The sequence below is a fragment of the Ignavibacteria bacterium genome (assembly GCA_025612375.1).
Lineage (GTDB): Bacteria > Bacteroidota > Ignavibacteria > Ignavibacteriales > SURF-24 > JAAXKN01.
On record JAAXKN010000008.1, the window covers coordinates 82,214 to 99,863 of the forward strand.

At 45.2% G+C, this 17,650-nt stretch carries 12 protein-coding genes; 8 read left to right on the forward strand and 4 right to left on the reverse strand.

Going from position 1 to position 17,650, the window contains the following annotated elements; translation table 11 throughout:
• Nucleotides 1–20 precede the first annotated feature (20 nt).
• A complete protein-coding gene (locus tag HF312_07820; protein MCU7520113.1) occupies nucleotides 21–1,145 on the forward strand; it encodes a DNA topoisomerase IB in 1,125 nt (374 codons plus the stop codon).
• A 59-nt stretch (nucleotides 1,146–1,204) separates the two neighbouring features.
• On the opposite strand, the gene metH is transcribed toward HF312_07820, so the two are convergent.
• Nucleotides 1,205–4,906, reverse strand: a complete 3,702-nt coding sequence (gene metH / locus HF312_07825) for a methionine synthase (GenBank protein ID MCU7520114.1) — start codon at nucleotides 4,904–4,906, stop codon at nucleotides 1,205–1,207.
• Nucleotides 4,907–5,098: 192 nt separating this feature from the next.
• Between metH and rfaD the strand changes: the two genes are divergently transcribed.
• Nucleotides 5,099–6,085 (forward strand): ADP-glyceromanno-heptose 6-epimerase, encoded by a 987-nt coding sequence (rfaD, locus tag HF312_07830; GenBank protein MCU7520115.1) that lies wholly within the window; start codon nucleotides 5,099–5,101, stop codon nucleotides 6,083–6,085.
• Between the two features lie 54 nt (nucleotides 6,086–6,139).
• The gene (locus tag HF312_07835; protein MCU7520116.1) at nucleotides 6,140–6,598 is read left to right on the forward strand and encodes an 8-oxo-dGTP diphosphatase; all 459 of its coding nucleotides are present in this window, start codon (nucleotides 6,140–6,142) and stop codon (nucleotides 6,596–6,598) included.
• 120 nt (nucleotides 6,599–6,718) lie between these two features.
• Here the strand turns inward: HF312_07835 and HF312_07840 are convergent, their stop codons facing one another.
• Nucleotides 6,719–7,510, reverse strand: a complete 792-nt coding sequence (locus tag HF312_07840) for an alpha/beta fold hydrolase (protein MCU7520117.1) — start codon at nucleotides 7,508–7,510, stop codon at nucleotides 6,719–6,721.
• A gap of 123 nt (nucleotides 7,511–7,633) precedes the next feature.
• On the opposite strand from HF312_07840, the gene HF312_07845 reads away from it, so the two are divergent.
• From HF312_07845 to HF312_07855, 3 genes are all read left to right on the forward strand, one after another.
• Nucleotides 7,634–8,857 (forward strand): NAD(P)/FAD-dependent oxidoreductase, encoded by a 1,224-nt coding sequence (locus HF312_07845; protein MCU7520118.1) that lies wholly within the window; start codon nucleotides 7,634–7,636, stop codon nucleotides 8,855–8,857.
• A 172-nt stretch (nucleotides 8,858–9,029) separates the two neighbouring features.
• On the forward strand, nucleotides 9,030–10,160 hold the full coding sequence (locus HF312_07850) for a PEGA domain-containing protein (protein MCU7520119.1): 1,131 nt from the start codon (nucleotides 9,030–9,032) through the stop codon (nucleotides 10,158–10,160).
• 39 nt (nucleotides 10,161–10,199) lie between these two features.
• Nucleotides 10,200–11,504 carry a hypothetical protein gene (locus tag HF312_07855; protein ID MCU7520120.1) on the forward strand — a complete coding sequence of 435 codons (1,305 nt, stop codon included), beginning with the start codon at nucleotides 10,200–10,202 and terminating at the stop codon, nucleotides 11,502–11,504.
• 29 nt (nucleotides 11,505–11,533) lie between these two features.
• Here the strand turns inward: HF312_07855 and HF312_07860 are convergent, their stop codons facing one another.
• Together HF312_07860 and HF312_07865 are read right to left on the reverse strand one after the other, a co-directional pair.
• Complete coding sequence (locus tag HF312_07860; protein MCU7520121.1) at nucleotides 11,534–13,027, reverse strand: glycosidase; 1,494 nt, start codon at nucleotides 13,025–13,027, stop codon at nucleotides 11,534–11,536.
• A 65-nt stretch (nucleotides 13,028–13,092) separates the two neighbouring features.
• On the reverse strand, nucleotides 13,093–15,069 hold the full coding sequence (locus HF312_07865) for a DNA primase (protein ID MCU7520122.1): 1,977 nt from the start codon (nucleotides 15,067–15,069) through the stop codon (nucleotides 13,093–13,095).
• A gap of 235 nt (nucleotides 15,070–15,304) precedes the next feature.
• Between HF312_07865 and HF312_07870 the strand changes: the two genes are divergently transcribed.
• Nucleotides 15,305–15,892 carry an isoprenylcysteine carboxylmethyltransferase family protein gene (locus tag HF312_07870; GenBank protein ID MCU7520123.1) on the forward strand — a complete coding sequence of 196 codons (588 nt, stop codon included), beginning with the start codon at nucleotides 15,305–15,307 and terminating at the stop codon, nucleotides 15,890–15,892.
• Nucleotides 15,893–15,916: 24 nt separating this feature from the next.
• Entirely contained in the window at nucleotides 15,917–17,602 is a 1,686-nt protein-coding gene (locus HF312_07875; protein ID MCU7520124.1) for a hypothetical protein, read from the forward strand.
• Nucleotides 17,603–17,650 lie beyond the last annotated feature (48 nt).

A 17,650-nucleotide genomic window follows, 5' to 3' on the forward strand; every position in this document is an offset into this window, starting at 1 on the left:
GAAAAAAAGAGACGGACCTTATGAAAAATGAAAACGCACTCGATGCAATTATAAATGAAAAGCTCGAAGCTCTTATTGTAACTGAACCGGAGGAGGTGGCTGAAGCTGCAGGACTGCGCTATGTTTCGGACGAGGACCCCGGCTTCAGCCGGAAGGGGCAGGGTAAAGGCTTCATATACCTGGAAAAAAACGATAACAAACTAACTGATCCAAAACACGTCATCAGAATTGAAGCCCTCGTAATCCCTCCAGCGTGGACGAATGTCTGGATCTGTCCCTATTCAAACGGGCATATACAGGCTACCGGGCGCGATCAGAAAGGACGCAAGCAGTACATCTATCACGCCGGATGGGAGGATATACGCAATACAAATAAATTCAACCTAATGATAAGATTCGGGGAAACACTTCCTCTTATACGCGCAAGAGTCGATGAGGACTTAAGAAAGCATGGCCTTCCAAGAGAAAAGGTTATGGCCATACTGGTAAGGCTCCTTGAGGAAACCTTAATCCGTATAGGAAACCACGAGTACGCAAAGCAGAACGACTCCTACGGGCTTACAACCCTGCGAAATAAACACATGGAAACAGATGGCTCAAAGGTCAGATTCATCTTTAAGGGTAAAAGCGGAAAACAGTGGGATGTGGATATTGAAAACAAGCGCCTGGCAAAACTTATTAAACAGTGCCAGGAACTCCCCGGGCAGCACCTTTTCCAGTACCTGGATGAAGAGGGAAACCGCCAGACGGTTGATTCGGCCGACGTGAACAGCTATTTGAAGGAAATTATTGAACAGGATTTTACGGCCAAGGACTTCAGGACCTGGGGCGGCACGGTGCGTGCCGCAAAAGAATTATACGACCTGGGCATGGCTGAAGACGAAAAAGATAAACAGAAAAACATTGTCCTTGCAATTAAGAAGGTCTCCAGAGCCCTGAACAATACGCCCTCGGTCTGCAGAAAGTATTATATCCATCCCGAAATAATTTCCGCATATATGGATAACAGTCTTTTTGAGCATATGGAAAGCGCCTCTAAAAATGTGGAGAGTTCCCGGTTTGCCCTAAGCACAGAAGAAAATGCGGTTTTGAATATACTAAAGGAAGGGCTTCTGCAGAAAGAGGTGCTCCTTAATTCGGCTTAATAAAAAAGAGGCCCTTTTTTCAAAGGGCCTCTTACTGTCTACTACATACTACCAGCTTCTTACTGACCGGCGCTTCCGTTGTAATTAAGAATGGGTGAAAGCCACTTTTCTGTTTCCTGCAGGCTCATACCCTTTCGCTTGTGGTAATCCAGTACCTGGTCGCGCGAGATCTTGCCCACGTTAAAGTATTTTGCCCCGGGATGTGCAAAGTAGAGTCCGCTTACAGAAGCAGCAGGATACATTGCCATATTTTCAGTAAGGCGTATAGAGGTACTTGCCTCAGCCTGAAGAAGGTCAAAAAGAGTTCTTTTTTCAGTGTGGTCGGGCTGTGCCGGATAACCCGGTGCGGGCCTGATTCCGGTGTACTTTTCTTTTATCAAGTCTTCGTTACTGAGAGCCTCACCCGAGGCATAACCCCAGTATTTTTTCCTTACCAGTTCATGCAGGTGTTCGGCAAAGGCTTCAGCCAGACGGTCGGCCAGAGCCTTAACGAGTATAATGCTGTAATCGTCGTGCTCATGCTGGAATTTCTCAATTATAGATTCAATTCCAACTCCGGCCGTAACGGCAAATGATCCTATATAATCTTTAACGCCGGAATCCTTAGGTGCAATATAGTCAGACAGTGCAAGATTAGGATAGCTGCCTGTCTTAAGCCCCTGCTGGCGCAGTGTATGGAAAACTGCAAGTACGCCCGAGCGGCTTTCGTCAGAGTAGACTTCAATGTCGTCTCCTAAGCTGTTGGCAGGGAAGATTCCGAATACACCCTGTGCCTTAAGAAGATTCCGTTCGACAATTTTGTCCAGGAGGTTATTGGCGTCTTCAAAGAGTTTTTTCGCCTCAGCGCCGTAGTCGGGGTTGTCAAATATTGCAGGATACTTTCCTTTTAATTCCCAGACCGAGAAGAAAGGCGTCCAGTCTATATAATTTCTGAGCTCCCTGATGCTGTAATCTTCAAGGACAGTAATTCCCGGGTACTTCGGTTTCCTGACAGGAATTTTCTGCCAGTCGGATTTAAGTCGGTTTTCCCGTGCCTCACCAATCGAAATATAGTTTTTAGCTTCCTGTCTTTTCTGGTGGTCTTCTCTTAAAAGCTCATATTCCTTTTTTACCTTTTCCACGTAGGAGCCGCATGCCTCAGGGTTAAGAAGGCTGTTTACAACAGGAACGCTTCTGGAGGCATCCAGAACGTGAATAACCGCGCCCGAATAGTTAGGTGCAATTTTAACTGCCGTATGAATTCTGGAGGTTGTGGCACCGCCAATTAAAAGGGGGAGCTTCATTTTCTGGCGTTCCATTTCCTTTGCCACTTCCGTCATCTCGTCCAAAGAGGGCGTAATAAGTCCGCTCAGGCCTATAATATCTGCTTTTTCAGCAATTGCAGCCTCAAGAATCTTTGCCGTGGGCACCATTACGCCCATATCAATTATCTCGTAATTATTGCACCCAAGCACAACGCCTACAATATTTTTCCCAATGTCGTGCACGTCGCCTTTAACGGTTGCCATGAGGACTTTCCCGGCCGCTCTGGAACCCGGATTTTTAGCCTTTTCAGCTTCAATATAAGGGATCAGGTATGCAACCGACTTTTTCATTACGCGTGCGCTTTTTACTACCTGCGGCAGAAACATCTTGCCTGAGCCGAACAGGTCGCCAACGACGTTCATTCCCGCCATGAGCGGGCCTTCAATAACTTCAAGCGGGCTCGTAAATTTTTTCCTGGCTTCTTCTGTGTCCTGTTCAATATAGTCAACTATGCCTTTTATCAGAGCGTGCTTCAGCCTTTCTTCAACCGGGCTTTCCCTCCAGGCTTCTTCCTTTACTTCCGATTTGTCCTTCTGCTTGATCTGTTCGGCAAATGAAACCAGTCTTTCTGTTGCATCAGGCCTGCGGTTTAAGATCACGTCTTCAACCAGTTCCAGCAGGTCCTTTGGAATTTCCTCGTATACTTCAAGCTGTCCGGCATTTACTATTCCCATATCCAGGCCGGCTTTAATGGCATGGAAGAGGAATGCCGAATGCATGGCTTCTCTCACACGGTCGTTGCCGCGGAATGAGAACGAAAGGTTGCTTACACCTCCGCTTACCTTGGCCATGGGCAGATGCTGCTTGATGTATCGCACGGCATCAATGAAATTAACCGCATAGTTATTGTGCTCTTCAATTCCTGTTGCAATGGTGAGTATGTTCGGATCAAATATAATATCCTGCGGCGGGAAGCCTACCTCTTCGGTAAGAATTTTATAAGCCCTCGTGCAGACTTCAATCTTGCGTTCAAGCGTGTCGGCCTGCCCCTTTTCGTCAAAAGCCATTACAACAGCCGCCGCGCCGTACTGAAGGACCTTGCGGGCATGCTCTTTGAACTTTTCCTCGCCCTCTTTCATGCTGATGGAGTTAACGATGCATTTTCCCTGGACGCACTTAAGTCCCGCTTCAATTACCGACCACCTTGAGGAGTCGATCATAATGGGAAGTTTTGCAATGTCGGGCTCGCTTCCCAAGAGGTTAAGAAACTTTACCATTGCCTTTTCAGAATCCAGAAGCCCTTCGTCCATATTAACGTCTAACACCTGAGCTCCGCCTTCAACCTGCTGGCGTGCAACGGCGAGTGCCGCTTCATAGTCATCGGAAAGAATAAGGCGGGCAAATTTCTTGCTTCCTGTAACGTTTGTCCTTTCGCCTACATTCACAAAGTTGCTCTCGGGCCTTACTACCAGGGGCTCCAGTCCGCTCAGTCTTAAATACGGTTCAGTCTGCGGTATTCCGCGCGGTTTTAATTTTACAACCGCCTCTGAAATCGCCCCGATGTGATCCGGCGTAGTGCCGCAGCAGCCGCCTACAATATTTATGAAGCCTTCCTTTGCGTAATCTTCCAGAACGGAAGCCATGTCGCGCCCAGTTTCGTCGTATCCGCCGAACTCGTTCGGGAGCCCCGCATTAGGGTAAAGGCTGATAAAGCAGCTTGCAATACGTGAAAGCTCTTTAATAAAGGGGCGCATCTGTTTTGATCCGAGTGCGCAGTTAAGCCCCACGCTGAGAAGATTTTTTGTATGTGAAACCGATATCCAGAATGCTTCTGTAGTCTGGCCCGAAAGCGTCCTGCCGCTCTGATCGACTATAGTGCCTGAGATCATTACGGGCAGCTCCCGTCCGGACTGTCTTCTGTGTTCCTCGACGGCGTAAATTGCAGCCTTGCAGTTGAGTGTGTCGAAGATGGTTTCAATAAGCAGTATGTCAACGCCTCCCTCAGAAAGGGCTTTTACCTGCTCCAGATACGCATTTGCCAGATCATCGAATGAAGTTGCGCGGTAGCCCGGGTCGTTCACGTCGGGAGAAAGCGAGGCTGTCTTGTTTGTCGGTCCCATGGAACCTGCAACAAATCTCGGCTTGGAAGGGTCCTTCCGTGTAAATTCATCTGCTGCTTCCCTGGCCAGCCTGGCCGCGGCGTAGTTCAGTTCATAGACCAGGTGTTCTGTTTTGTAATCGCTTTGCGAAATTGAAGTGCTGTTAAATGTATTGGTCTCAACAATATCGGAACCTGCTTCAAAGTAGGCCCTGTGTATATTTTTTATTATTTCAGGCTGTGTGAGACAGAGCAGGTCATTGTTTCCTTTCAGGTCGTGGGGATGGTCCTTAAATCTTTCTCCTCTGAAGTCAGATTCTTCCAGTTTATGACGCTGGATCATTGTTCCCATTGCCCCGTCCAGTACAAGTATTCTTTTCTTAAGCAGTTCTGAAATATACTTGAAATTATTAGGCATCAGGCTCTTATTTATCTTTCTTAAATTAAATGTGAAAATATATATCTTTTTTGAAAAGGTGTAATAATATAGTTAAATTAGACCTCAATTAAAAACCAGAATTTTGGAATAGCCGGTATATACAAGGCCGGCAGGAAGTTCAATTGTGTTCCGGAAAAGATTATCCGGAATTTTAACGTCGGAGAGATTATTATGATAGTTGTAACGGGCGGTGCCGGCTTTATCGGAAGCGCAATCGTATGGCGCCTGAACCAGATGGGTAATGAAGATATAATTATTGTGGACTCCCTTGGAACAGGGGAGAAGTGGAAGAACCTTGTGGGCTTAAAGTACCGCGATTTTTTTAATAAAAATGATTTCCTGCACAGGGTAATGGAGGAAAACGTTCCCTTTAATATAGAAGCTATTATACACATGGGGGCGTGCAGTTCCACTACGGAAAAAGATGCCGATTACCTCCTGGAAAATAACTACAGATATACTACTGAACTGGTGAAGTACTCACTTCCCCGTAAGGCAAGATTTATTTATGCCTCATCTGCCGCAACATATGGCGAGGGAAGCCACGGCTATAACGATAATGAAAATGAACTTGAAAGGCTCGAGCCGCTTAATATGTACGGATACTCCAAGCACATGTTCGACCTCTGGGCAAAGAGGATGAAGGTGCTGGACAAAATAGCGGGCATGAAGTTCTTTAACGTCTACGGCCCCAATGAATACCATAAAGCCGATATGAGAAGCGTTATACATAAGGCTTACGGGCAGATACTCCAAACCGGAAAAGTAAAACTGTTCAAATCATACAATGAAAAGTACAAAGACGGCGAACAGATGCGCGACTTTGTTTATGTTAAGGACGTTGTTGACATGACGCTTTTCTTCCTTGAGAACAGGGACAAAAACGGAATTTATAACGTTGGTTCAGGCGGGGCAAGAACATGGAATGACCTTGTCAACGCCATCTTCAGCGCGCTTAATATGAAGCCCGAGATTGAATACATCGATATGCCGGAAGTCTTAAGAAATAAATATCAGTATTTTACAGAGGCTAATCTCAGTAAAATAACTGAAGCAGGCTATAATAAGCCTCTGACTTCGCTTGAAGACGGGGTTAAGGATTACGTAATTAATTACCTGAAGGAAGGTAAGTATCTGGGTAACGACCTGACCAGGTAAGAAAATTGTTAAAAAGGGGATAAGGCATTATCCCTTCAGCAAAACCGGTGAAAGATGAAACTTGCTACTTTGTGTTACGTTAAGCGTAACGGCAGCACACTGATGCTGCACAGGATCAAGAAAAAAAACGACATGCATGAAGGCAAATGGAACGGCCTGGGCGGCAAGCTTGAAAAAGGAGAAACCCCCGAGGAATGCGTCATTCGTGAGGTTCAGGAGGAGTCGGGTCTTAAGATCAATTCCCCCAGGCTGCACGGATTTATAACATTCCCTCTCTTTGACGGAGTTGAAGACTGGTACGTTTTTGTCTACAGTACAGACAGTTTTGAAGGGGATTTGATAGATTCAAACGAAGGCGTCCTGAAATGGATTCCCGACAATGAGCTTTTTAATCTGAACCTCTGGGAAGGGGATAAAACCTTCATCGGGTGGATGCTTGAGGGCAGGTTCTTCAGTGCAAAATTCAGCTACAAAGAAGGTCACCTCACGGATTACAGCGTCGTGTTCCACTAAAACGTTCAACGTTCAACGTCAGGAAAAGATATATCAAAGGATTAGACTAATATGTTCTAATAAATGGCTGCACTTGTGCCGCCAATATCCTTTAATAACGTCGAACGTTGAACGTCGAACCTATTTGATCCTTCTGCTTAAAAATCCCGCTAAGACGTCGTTAACAAATTCCGCATTTTCAAGGGGCGTCAGGTGCCCGGCTCTTGGTGTTGCGGCAAATTCCGAATCCTTGATTTTTTCTGCCATTGCACGCATTACGGGAGGGGGAATTAGTTTGTCCAGCGATCCGCAAAGGACAAGCGTTGGGATTTTAATTTTCTCTAAGAAAAGATCCATATCTGTCCTTCCTGCCATTGCAAGCAGGCAGCCTTTTACACCCGTGGGGTTTGATCTTATTGATTTATTAAGCGTGTCCTCATACATATCTTTCATTTCGCTAAGCGCCATGTCGCTAAAGCAGTTGGGCACGAAGCCCCGGATAAACTTTTCAATTCCCTGCGCATTGATTTTTTTAATCCCTTCGGCACGTTTAAGCTTTCCTTCGTTGTCATCAGCTGCGGCTTTTGTATTCATAAGCACCAGTCCGCTGAAGCGTTCCTGATCTCGTTCCACGGCCCTTAAGGCAATGTAGCCTCCCATTGAAAGCCCGCAAATGACCGGTTTCATCAGCTTCAGCTCATCAATTATCTGGAACATGTCGTCTGTAAAGCTTTCAATTGTGTACTGTCCGTCGCCCGCTTCACTTTTCCCAAGTCCGCGCACGTCGTAAGTTATGCAGTAATAGTTCTGTTTCAGGAATTCAACCTGGTTTTGCCACATCGTATGGTCAAAAGGGAAGCCGTGAATAAATATTACGGGTTTGTTATTCTTATGGCCGTCTTCAAAGACCTGAAGGCCGTTGATCTGTTTCATCTTACTTAATAAAATTTGTTAAAGAATATTTAATGTAAATCTTACGATAAATTGATAATTTAATCAAATTATTTTTATAACTTATTTGAATTGTGCGGCTTCTGTAAAAAAGAATTTTTAAAAATGGAAAAATATAAATTAGTGATAGTAGGCGGCGGGGCAGCAGGACTTATGGCGGCAATTTCTGCCTCCGGGGCCGGTATGAAGAGTGCAGCCATTCTAGAAGGAAACCCGAGGTGCGGAACCAAAATCCTTATGTCGGGCGGTTCACGCTGCAACGTTACAAATGAATCTGTAAGGCCCGAAAACTTTTTCGGCGGAAGCAGAAATTTTATAAAGAATGTCTTGAGGGCCTTCAGCGATAAGGATGCCCTTGCTTTCTTCAGGCGGCTTGGAGTAGGACTGAAACTGGAGCAGGGAGGAAAATATTTTCCTGAGGATGACAGTGCCGCTTCAGTCCTGAATGCGCTCTTAAGAAAAGCAGGTGAACAAAACGTTAAAATTTACCTTTCATCCAAAGTTGAAGACATTGATTTTAACGGGACAAGTTTTATTCTCTCAACAAGGAAAGGTCAGTTTGAGGCTGAGAAGGTAATAGTAACTACAGGAGGGAAATCATATCCTTCAACAGGAAGTGACGGAACGGGCTACAGGCTCGTAAAGAAATTCGGCCACACGGTAAAAGAACCCATGCCGGCACTTACTCCTGTTCTTCTAAATGAGCCCGCGCTTACCTCTCTTTCGGGCATTACAATTCCTGCACGTCTGACGCTTACGCTGAATGAAAAGAAGCACATGGAAGTTGAAAACTCGCTTCTTATTACTCACTTCGGCATAAGCGGTCCCGCGGCCTTAAACATCAGCCGGGAGGTTGTAAGGCTTCAGAATGAAAACATAAAGCTGAAGCTTAATTTTATTCCCACTTATAATGAAGAAAGCCTTAGCGCCATTCTGAAAAACCAGATCAGGCAGAATTCTGAAAAATCCGTCCTCAACGTTTTCAGGGAAATGCTCCCTGTAAACCTCTGTAATGTTTTATTTGGCATGTCAAAAATCCCGCTGGACAAAAGATTCTACTCTTTAACAAAAGAAGAGATCAGGAAACTCAGCAATACATTTACAGCATACGAACTGAAATTTACCGGCGTCAAGGGCTTTAAGCAGGCGGAGGTAACTGCAGGCGGCGTCCCGCTTGAGGAAGTGCGGTTTCAGACTATGGAGTCGCGCATTCAGAATGGGCTCTATCTTGCAGGCGAGATACTGGACGTCGACGGCTTTATCGGGGGCTACAACTTCCAGTGGGCCTGGTCCACCGGCTTTATTGCCGGCAGGGCATCGGCGCTCTGACTGCATAAAATTCCATCTGCAATGTTTTTACCGGACAATAATATTGGAAGCATCCGGAAAATCTGATATATTTACGCGTCTGCTTTTTACGCCCCGCAGAGGCCTTTTTTTTGTTCTTCTGTTTTTCAGAAAGATGTCCGAATTAAAAAAAAACTAAAATCCGGGTCCATTTATGAGAGCGCTTCTTTTTATCATTTCTATTTTATCCCTAGTCCCTGCTTATGCGCAGGACTTAATAACCGAAGACAAGTCTTCAGAAGTTAAACTGATAGTTGATTCCGATCCTGCTGATGCAGAGGTTTATGTCGACGGCAAGTTATACGGCCTTACACCCTTAAGCGTCAAGGGGCTTGCGCCTGGTACATATGAAGTCCGGATCAAAAAAGAGCCGTTTAGCACTTTTACACAGAAAGTGGAATGCCCCGCTTTGGGCTACAAAGAGGTGTTCAGCGTCCTCAGCGGGAAATATGCCCTATTAAACCTGGAATCATCAGTCTCGGGTGCCGAAATTTTCCTGGGGGACTCACTCCTCGGCACGGCACCCCTCTTGAACGTGCGCATTCCCTTGGGCAGGCATGCTATTCGGGCTAAAACAAAAGATTATTTCGACTGGACCGCGGAGATAAATGCTTCCCCCACACAGTACAATTTCAAGGCAGTCATGAATTATATGTATGGGTACCTGTCGCTGGACAAAAGCCTGGAGGGAGCTCAGGTATCTATTGACGGCAAGAAAGTGGACGCCTCAGAGCTTAACAATTATAAGCTCGGAATGGGTGAGCACAAAATTGAAGTTAACCACTCCTCCTTCAGGATTCCCGCAGAAGAAGATTTTCTTGTCGGCAGCGAGACAAGAAACAACGTGAAAATTGAATCCGGCTATTTTTCATTAAAAGCATTCTTCAGATCGCTTTTACTGCCGGGATTAGGGCAGTATAAGGATAACGCAAAGCTTAAGGGAATTTCAGTCTTTTCCGGAACACTCCTTTCCGGTATGCTGTGGCTCAGTTCAGAGCTTTCCAATTCGAAAAAGCTGAAAGAGTATAATGACACCAGGGATGAATATTCAAAGTCAAATTCCACGGCAAAAACCGCTGATGCTCATTACAGGCTCTTAAGCACTTACGATGCCGTAAAAAAGTCAAACAACATGAAAAATATTACAATGGGCGCTTTTATTGCCGTATATGCGTATAACGTTCTCGATGCACTCATTTTTCATTCCAGTGGGCAGCGCTTGATAATAACACAGGAAAAACCCCAGGGAAATTTGTTTAATATCGGCCTGAGCATGGCGCTTTAACATTAAAAAAAGATTTTTATATAAGCTGAAAAAACAACTATGGAAAGAAAACATTTTTTTACTGCAGCAGTTTTAATTTTGACCTTTGCAGTCTCGGGCTGCACTGAAATTACTCCGCCTGAATTTAATAACGCCAGCGATCCACTCTTGGCTTCTTATCCTGTGCCTGTACCTTCTGCTCTTATGGCCTCTCTCCGCAGCTCTACGGAAGTGGTCCTGGAATGGGGCTCTGTATGGACTTATGAAAAGGGATGCATTGTGGAAAGATCCATCAATGGCGGATCGTTTGAAAAGATTGCCGATCTGCCGGCATTTTCAACTGAGTACGTCGATTCCGGACTCGACACGACTAAAAACTACTCCTACAGGGTAAAGAGGTTTTCAGACATCTCAGAAAGCAAATATTCCAGAGTTGCAATGCTGCAGGCACCGCTTAAAGGCGCATTAAGAATGAAACCGATTTCAAGCTCAACCTATAACACCGGGGTTTTCTCACACAACCAGAATTTTCTGGCCACATATTACAACAATAAATCCGGTCAGATCGTTTTCTGGAAAGCGCCGCAGTATACAGTCGATAATTTTATCAGCTATACTGGGAAACCTATAAAAACGATGTCCTTCAGTCCCAACGACAAACTGCTTGCCTGCGGCAGCCCTGATGACTACACCGTCTATATCTACGACATGAACTCCAAGACACTTCATAATTCAATAAAAGGAATTACGGGCGGAATTACGTCAATCGGCTTCAGTCCGGATGGAAAATTCCTGGCCGTGGCATTACTGAGCCGTGATATTCTGATATATAACACAAGCTCCTGGACCCTTTCATATACTCTGAGCCGGCATTCAAGCAACGTTAACGCGCTTTGCTTCAGTCCCGACGGTTTGCTCATGGCCAGCGGGAGCGCCGACGGAATGGTTATCCTCTGGAATACTTCCGACTGGACGGCCGTAAGGACATTTTCTACGGGTGAAAGTAACGTAAAGTGTCTTACATTCAGCCCCGACGGTCAGATAATTGCCGCCGCGGCAGGAATGAACTACTACCAGTTTGAGACTTCTACGGGCAATAAGCTCAGAAGCATTTCTTCCGGCAGTAATGCAGCACTTACTGTTACATTCTCAAATGACGGGAAAAGATTTGCCGGAACCTGCGGCACGGGTGTGTCCATTTTCGATTCAAATTACCAGCTGATACCTCTGGATTTCGGGGGCGCTTCAACCTCAACGTATTCTTTCAAAAGCGTTCTGGCTGCCCCGGGTGACGGGCTTTTTATAACTCTGGGATATCCTGTTGTTCTCTGGGCACCGGGAAACTGGACGATAAGCTATCTGTAGTCTTGCATCTGAAGTCTGGCAGCAGAAGCTTAGTAGCTGAATATGTGGCTCTGCCACGGATTTAAGTCTATAAATAATCCTGTGTGGAAGACCTCCTCGGCACTTCTCCAGTACTCCATGTCGTGCAGGAGGTCCGTAATCTCAAAGTGATCTTCGTAGCCTCTTACGTCCAGCTTTATTCTTGACTGGGAGTGGAATTCAGAGAAGTTTATGACAACAAGGCGCTTTTCTTCCCCCATGGTCCACTGCCAGGCAAGTATATTCCTGCAGGTATCGTTCTCGCTCCAGGCCGGAAGCACATCCAGAAGCTTCCATTGGCCTTCCTGGAATATTTCTGACTTTGTAATTGTGAGGAGCTTATCGTAAAAGTCCACTATGCACTCTACCGGGCGCTCCTGTTGCTCGCGCCCTAGCTGGACCGGGAGTTTAATTCTTCTGCCTTCAAACTGGCCGTCAAAATAAAACCTCATTCCCTGAATTGTGCTTATAATTATGGCGGCTGCCTGAGCTTTGTGCTTGCCCATTACAGCGTAGGAACGTTCTTCATCGTGATTTTCAATAAACCTTACCGATTTTGCCTGGTAATCTGGTTCAGCCATAAGGTGCAGCTTTATCTCCGGCACATTTCCCGACAAAATGCGGTCTGTGAGCTTCTTATCGTAAGTATAATCAAAGCCCAGCTGCTGAAGCTCCCATTCAAGATCCCAGTAGGCCTCAGCCATAAAGATGAAATCGGGGTACTTTTCCTTTACTTTTTCAATTGCATACTTCCAGAACTTCCGGGCAGGTTTTTGAAACCCCATTTTACTCAGTGTGCCGCGCCAGGTATTATAGAAAACATTCTCCAGTGGGAGCATTGCCATGTCGCACCGGACGCCGTCGCACAGGCCGGCAATTTTCAAGAGCCGTTCCGTCATAAATTCAACTGCCTCGGGACTGAAATAGTTGACCTGTGCCGTATCTTCCCATGCCGGGAAGAACGGGTCGCGCCCGTGTGCAAATATCCTGTCTTTCCCCTCGGGCTTAAAGTAGGTGTGGCTGTCGCGCCCGAAAATATCCTCGTCGGCCTGCAGGAAAATTTCCGGGTTCGTGTCCAGAAGGTGCGAATCTGCGCTGAAGTGGTTTGGAATAAAGTCCAGAAAGAGCTTTAAGCCCATATTGTTCAGCTTTTTCCTTAAATTTATGAGGGCGTCCTCACGTCCAAGTTCAGGGCTTATGGTATAATCGTCAAGTGCATATGGCGAGCCTATGACGTCACTTTCTTTCCAGTTTCTGAGACCCTTGTCGTAGTTCCGGATGAGAAAATCCTTAAAGCAGCACCTGGGGATTAACGAGGGGCAGGTTTTCCATACACCCATCAGCCATACTATGTCCATTCCCTTTTCGGAAAGGTTACTCCACACCTCTTCGGGAATGCTCTCTAAGGGGGCTTTCCCTTCCTGGCCGTTAAACTTTTTAATCCAAACGCGAGTATTTATTTCGTAAAGTTTAGGATTATGCAAATCTCTTGTATTCCTCTCAATTAAGTAATCTGACTTTAAGAAAAGCCCGATTATTCACGCTATCGGTCTAAAACACTCTGCCTTAGTTATGTGCTTTCTTTCTGAATCAGCTTTTTTTCTTCAAGCAGGTAATTCCTGGCTTTCATCAGGCGCAGAATTTCATTTTCATCGGCAGAGTTCTTAATGTTATTATAATTTATTTTAAGTTCTTTATCTATCCTGAAAAGACGGAACTGTTTTATAGTATCCCTGGCGTAACGTATGAGGTTCTGGCTTTCATCGTCCCCAGGGTTGATTTCCTCCCAGGTTCTGCTTATAGAATGCTTTTCCATGGACATATTAATTACGAACTGTTTTGTCTTCTCGTCCTCAATCTTGTCAATCAGGGCGCCCGGAAGTACATCCTCACCGCTCTGGAAGGTGTCGTAGACCAGCTCTGCCAGGTATTGCGACATTGGTTCGGTAAAATCTTCAGGTGTAAGATGGTTAAAAATATACTTAATTATCTTCTTTTCTCCCTCAAACAATAGCCCTATGATCTCTTTTTCCACGGGTGAGGCCTCGGGAGCTGCCGGTTCCTGCTTTTTCCTTAGGGCCTCCGGCAGGCTGCTCTGAGGGAAATTATCCGCGGGAGAGTAATCATCCTGGGAAAACTCACCCTGTGAAAAATAACTCTCGGGAAAACTCTCCTGCGTGGAATTATTATGCTGAAAACTATCCTGCGGAGCCTGCCTTGAGGCCTGATGAACTCTTGAAGGCGAGGAAGAGCTTTTTTTCAGCTTTTCCAGCTCTGATTCCAGGAGTTTTTCACGCAGGTTGAATTTCTTTGCTATGGATTTAATAAGGAGGTTTCTCTTCAGCTCGTCGTTGACGTAAGAAGCCGACTGAACGAGCTCCCGGAGGGCTTTTGTCTGCTCTTCGGGATCATTGAACATCCCTTTTTTTTCATACTGAAGAGTCTGGTACTCAAGAAAGTTCAGCGCTCTTTTCATTTGCTCTTCAAAAGCCTGACGCCCCATATTGTGAATATAGGAATCGGGATCCTCTCCGTCGGGAAGCTCGGCTATTTTGACCTCAAAATTCTGTTTTAGCAGGATTTCAATACTTCTAAGGGAGGCCTTTACGCCTGCGGGATCCGAGTCGTAGAAAACAACGATGTTTTTCGTGTAGCGTGAGAGCATCTGTGCCTGCTCTTCTGTAAGGGCCGTGCCGCAGGAAGCCACAACGTTTTTAACCCCGTGCTGGAAAAGGGAGATCAAATCCAGGTAGCCTTCCACCAGGATTGCCTTGTCGAGCTTTCTAATCTCGTCTTTGGAATGATAGAGCCCGTAGAGCGTTTTCCTCTTAAAATAAACGGGGGATTCAGGAGAATTGAGGTATTTGGCCAGGTTGGGGTTTTTCTCCATAATGCGCCCGCCGAATGCTATTACGCGCCCGTTGGGAGAAAATATCGGGAATATTATTCTGTCACGGAACTTATCGTAATAGTTGCTCCCGTCTTTTTTATCTATAAGTCCCAGCTGCTGCGCTTTTTCCAGCTCAACATTATTGCTCTTTGCATGCCTAAGGAATCCGTCCCATTCTGGCAGGGCGTAACCGAGGCCGAAGGCACGCTGAGTCTGTAAATTTATCTTTCTTCCCGCAAAGTACTTCCTTGCGGCTTCACCCAGAGGGCTATGAAGGAGGTTACCGGAGAAAAACTTTGCCGCCAGGGTGTTGATGTCATAAAGCACCTCCATTTCCGATTGCTTTTCGGTATGGACATTTTCATTGGTATCGAGTATAATTCCTGAGCGTTTGGCAATCTCCTGCACGGCTTCGACGAAGGAGATGCTTTCATAATCCATGAGGAACTTAAATACGTTGCCGCCGGCATGGCACCCGAAACAGTGGTATATCTGCTTTTCGCTGCTGACAATAAAGGACGGGGTTTTTTCCTGATGAAAAGGGCAGAGGCCCAGATAGTTTTTACCCCTCTTCTTTAACTGAACAAATTCTGAAATTACGTCTACTATGCTTATAGAGGAACGGACTTCCTCTATCTTGTGCTCTGGAATTATCATAAAATTAAATTAGGTTTCATGGCTTTTTGTGTCGTAGCATGCGGCAAACTATTAATAACGTTCCATAGTAAAATAATCTAATCGACGCTTACAATCCATAAATTAATGAAATAAAAATGTGCGCGAATCCACCCCGGGCTCCATTGAGAAGCTTATATGCGTTTGGCTAATTGACTGCTCTTCATTATATTCAGGTTTGATTTTATGATGTATTAATATCTTAAGAGATAGACGGATGGATCCAATAAATATACTCCTGGGACTGAATTTAATTGCCACTTTAGGGGCAAATATGGGCGGGGCAAAAAAAGGCTTCAGAAGCGCCATTACGGTTGTAAAGGAACGCCCGAAGACATTCCTTCAGAACTTGCCTCCGAACGTTTCGCTCATTGTGCTCGTCTTTACAATCGTCTCAATTTTTCAGATCGGAACGCTTTCTTACGGAAAGTACCCCACGCTTAACTCGCTTCGCCTTTTCGGCCTGTTTTTTAACGTGGCATTCTCATGGTTCCAGGTATGGGCTTATAAGTCGATGGGTGAAAGCTATTCACAGGATATTTTAATTACTAAAAATCATGAGCTCGTAACCAAAGGCCCTTTTAAGGTTGTAAGACACCCGCAGTATCTGGGACAGATACTTACGGACCTGGGGGCAGCCCTTGCACTTCTGAGCTATATTGTTCTGCCGCTGGTGCTTTTTCTGGAGGTCCCCCTTCTTATACTAAGGGCAAGAGAAGAAGACAGGCTGCTTGCTAAACACTTTAAGGAAAAATATGATGACTACAGAAAAAAGACAGGATTTCTGCTTCCTTTTATTGGATAAAATGAGGAATACGTACCGATGAGAATGAGGCTTTTGTTATTTTCTATCCTTATTGCTGCCCAGAGCATACTCGCGCAGGGAAGTATTACCTTCAGTTCCCGCCAGGGACAGGTAAAAGACCTTAAATCAATTAATAAAAAAGGCGTTGAATTTATTTCTGTCCGTGATCTTGCCTCGGCACTTAAAGCCACGGTTTTCTTTAATCCCTCAAACGGAAAAATTGAAGTCGGGTTCGGCAGCTCTACACTAAAACTGACCTCCGGCAGCAAGTTCATTGTGCTGATTAATAAATCAGACGGCAGCCAGGAAGTAAAACAGATCCCTCTTCCCGTCATTCAGGAAAATAACGACTTGTTCGTTCCCTTTGAATTCTGCAGCGCTATCTTCTCATCTGCAAGCAAGGACAATCTGACCTTCAATACAAAGCTTAGTGAAATTACCGAGGGGAGTAAGGGGTCTGAGTACAAAGAAACAGAAAAACCTCTTCTTGTAAAAAACGAGAATGAAAAGAAGGAAGAGATTAAAAAAGAAGAAACTAAAAAAGAAACGCCTGAAAAGAAGTCTGAGACTGAAAAGAAAACCAAAACTGAAAAGAAAACTGAGACTGAAAAGAAGACTGAAACAGAAAGTTTAGATTCAAAATACGATATTCAGATGGTCTCTATAGAGACTAAATCAAACGGAACTTTAATAAATATAAAATCGAAGAAAAAGATCGGACGCTACAGCAGCACAATAAAAGACGGCACGTTGTATCTGAATATACTTGGCTTGAGCGCCGATGAAAATAAAATTGAAAGCCTGAAACCGGAAGGGCTCGTAAAAAAGATCAATGTAAAAAAAGTCGGATCAAACACACAGATGGAGTTCTCTTTAGCCGACGGGTATTCAAAGTCGGAAACATTCCCCGGTGAGAACGGCCAGGCACTCCTTATTACAATTCACAACAAACTTCTCTCCAAAATGTCTTCCACGCAGGAAAAGCAGAAGGAGAGATGGACTCTTAACACTGTTGTAATTGATGCCGGCCACGGCGGAAAAGATCCCGGTACAATTGGCGTTGACGGCGTAAAGGAAAAGGAGATCAATCTTGCAATTGCACTCAGGCTCGGGAAAATGATCCAGGAGAACATGGAAGACGTTAAGGTGGTCTATACACGCTCGAAGGATAACTTTGTTGAGCTTTACAAGCGCGGTAAAATAGCAAACGAGAATAACGGAAACCTTTTTATCTCAATCCACTGCAATGCCACGCCTCAGAAACCTTCAGGCGCAAACGGCTTTGAGATTTACCTTTTAAGACCCGGAAGAACAAAAGAGGCCATATCGATAGCCGAAAGGGAAAACAGCGTAATTCAGTATGAGGACAACCGCTCGCACTACCAGAAACTGACGGACGAGAACTTTATACTTGTTACAATGGCTCACTCCTCGTATATGCGCTATTCAGAACAGTTCTCGGATATGTTAAATAAACAGTTTAACCATGACCTTGAAGTCTCATCCAACGGCGTCAAGCAGGCGGGCTTCTACGTGCTTGTTGGGGCATCCATGCCGAGCGTTCTGGTGGAGACGGGATTTCTTTCAAACAGAAAAGACGCCTCATACTTAAAGAGCAAACAGGGGCAGGGCAATATTGCTGAATCGATCTTTAAGGCCATAAAATCTTTTAAGTCGGAATACGACAAGGTAATTCAGGCGGGATTGTAAGGGATTAAAAAGAAAAAGGGACAGAAGTTTTTAATTCCTCTGCCCCTT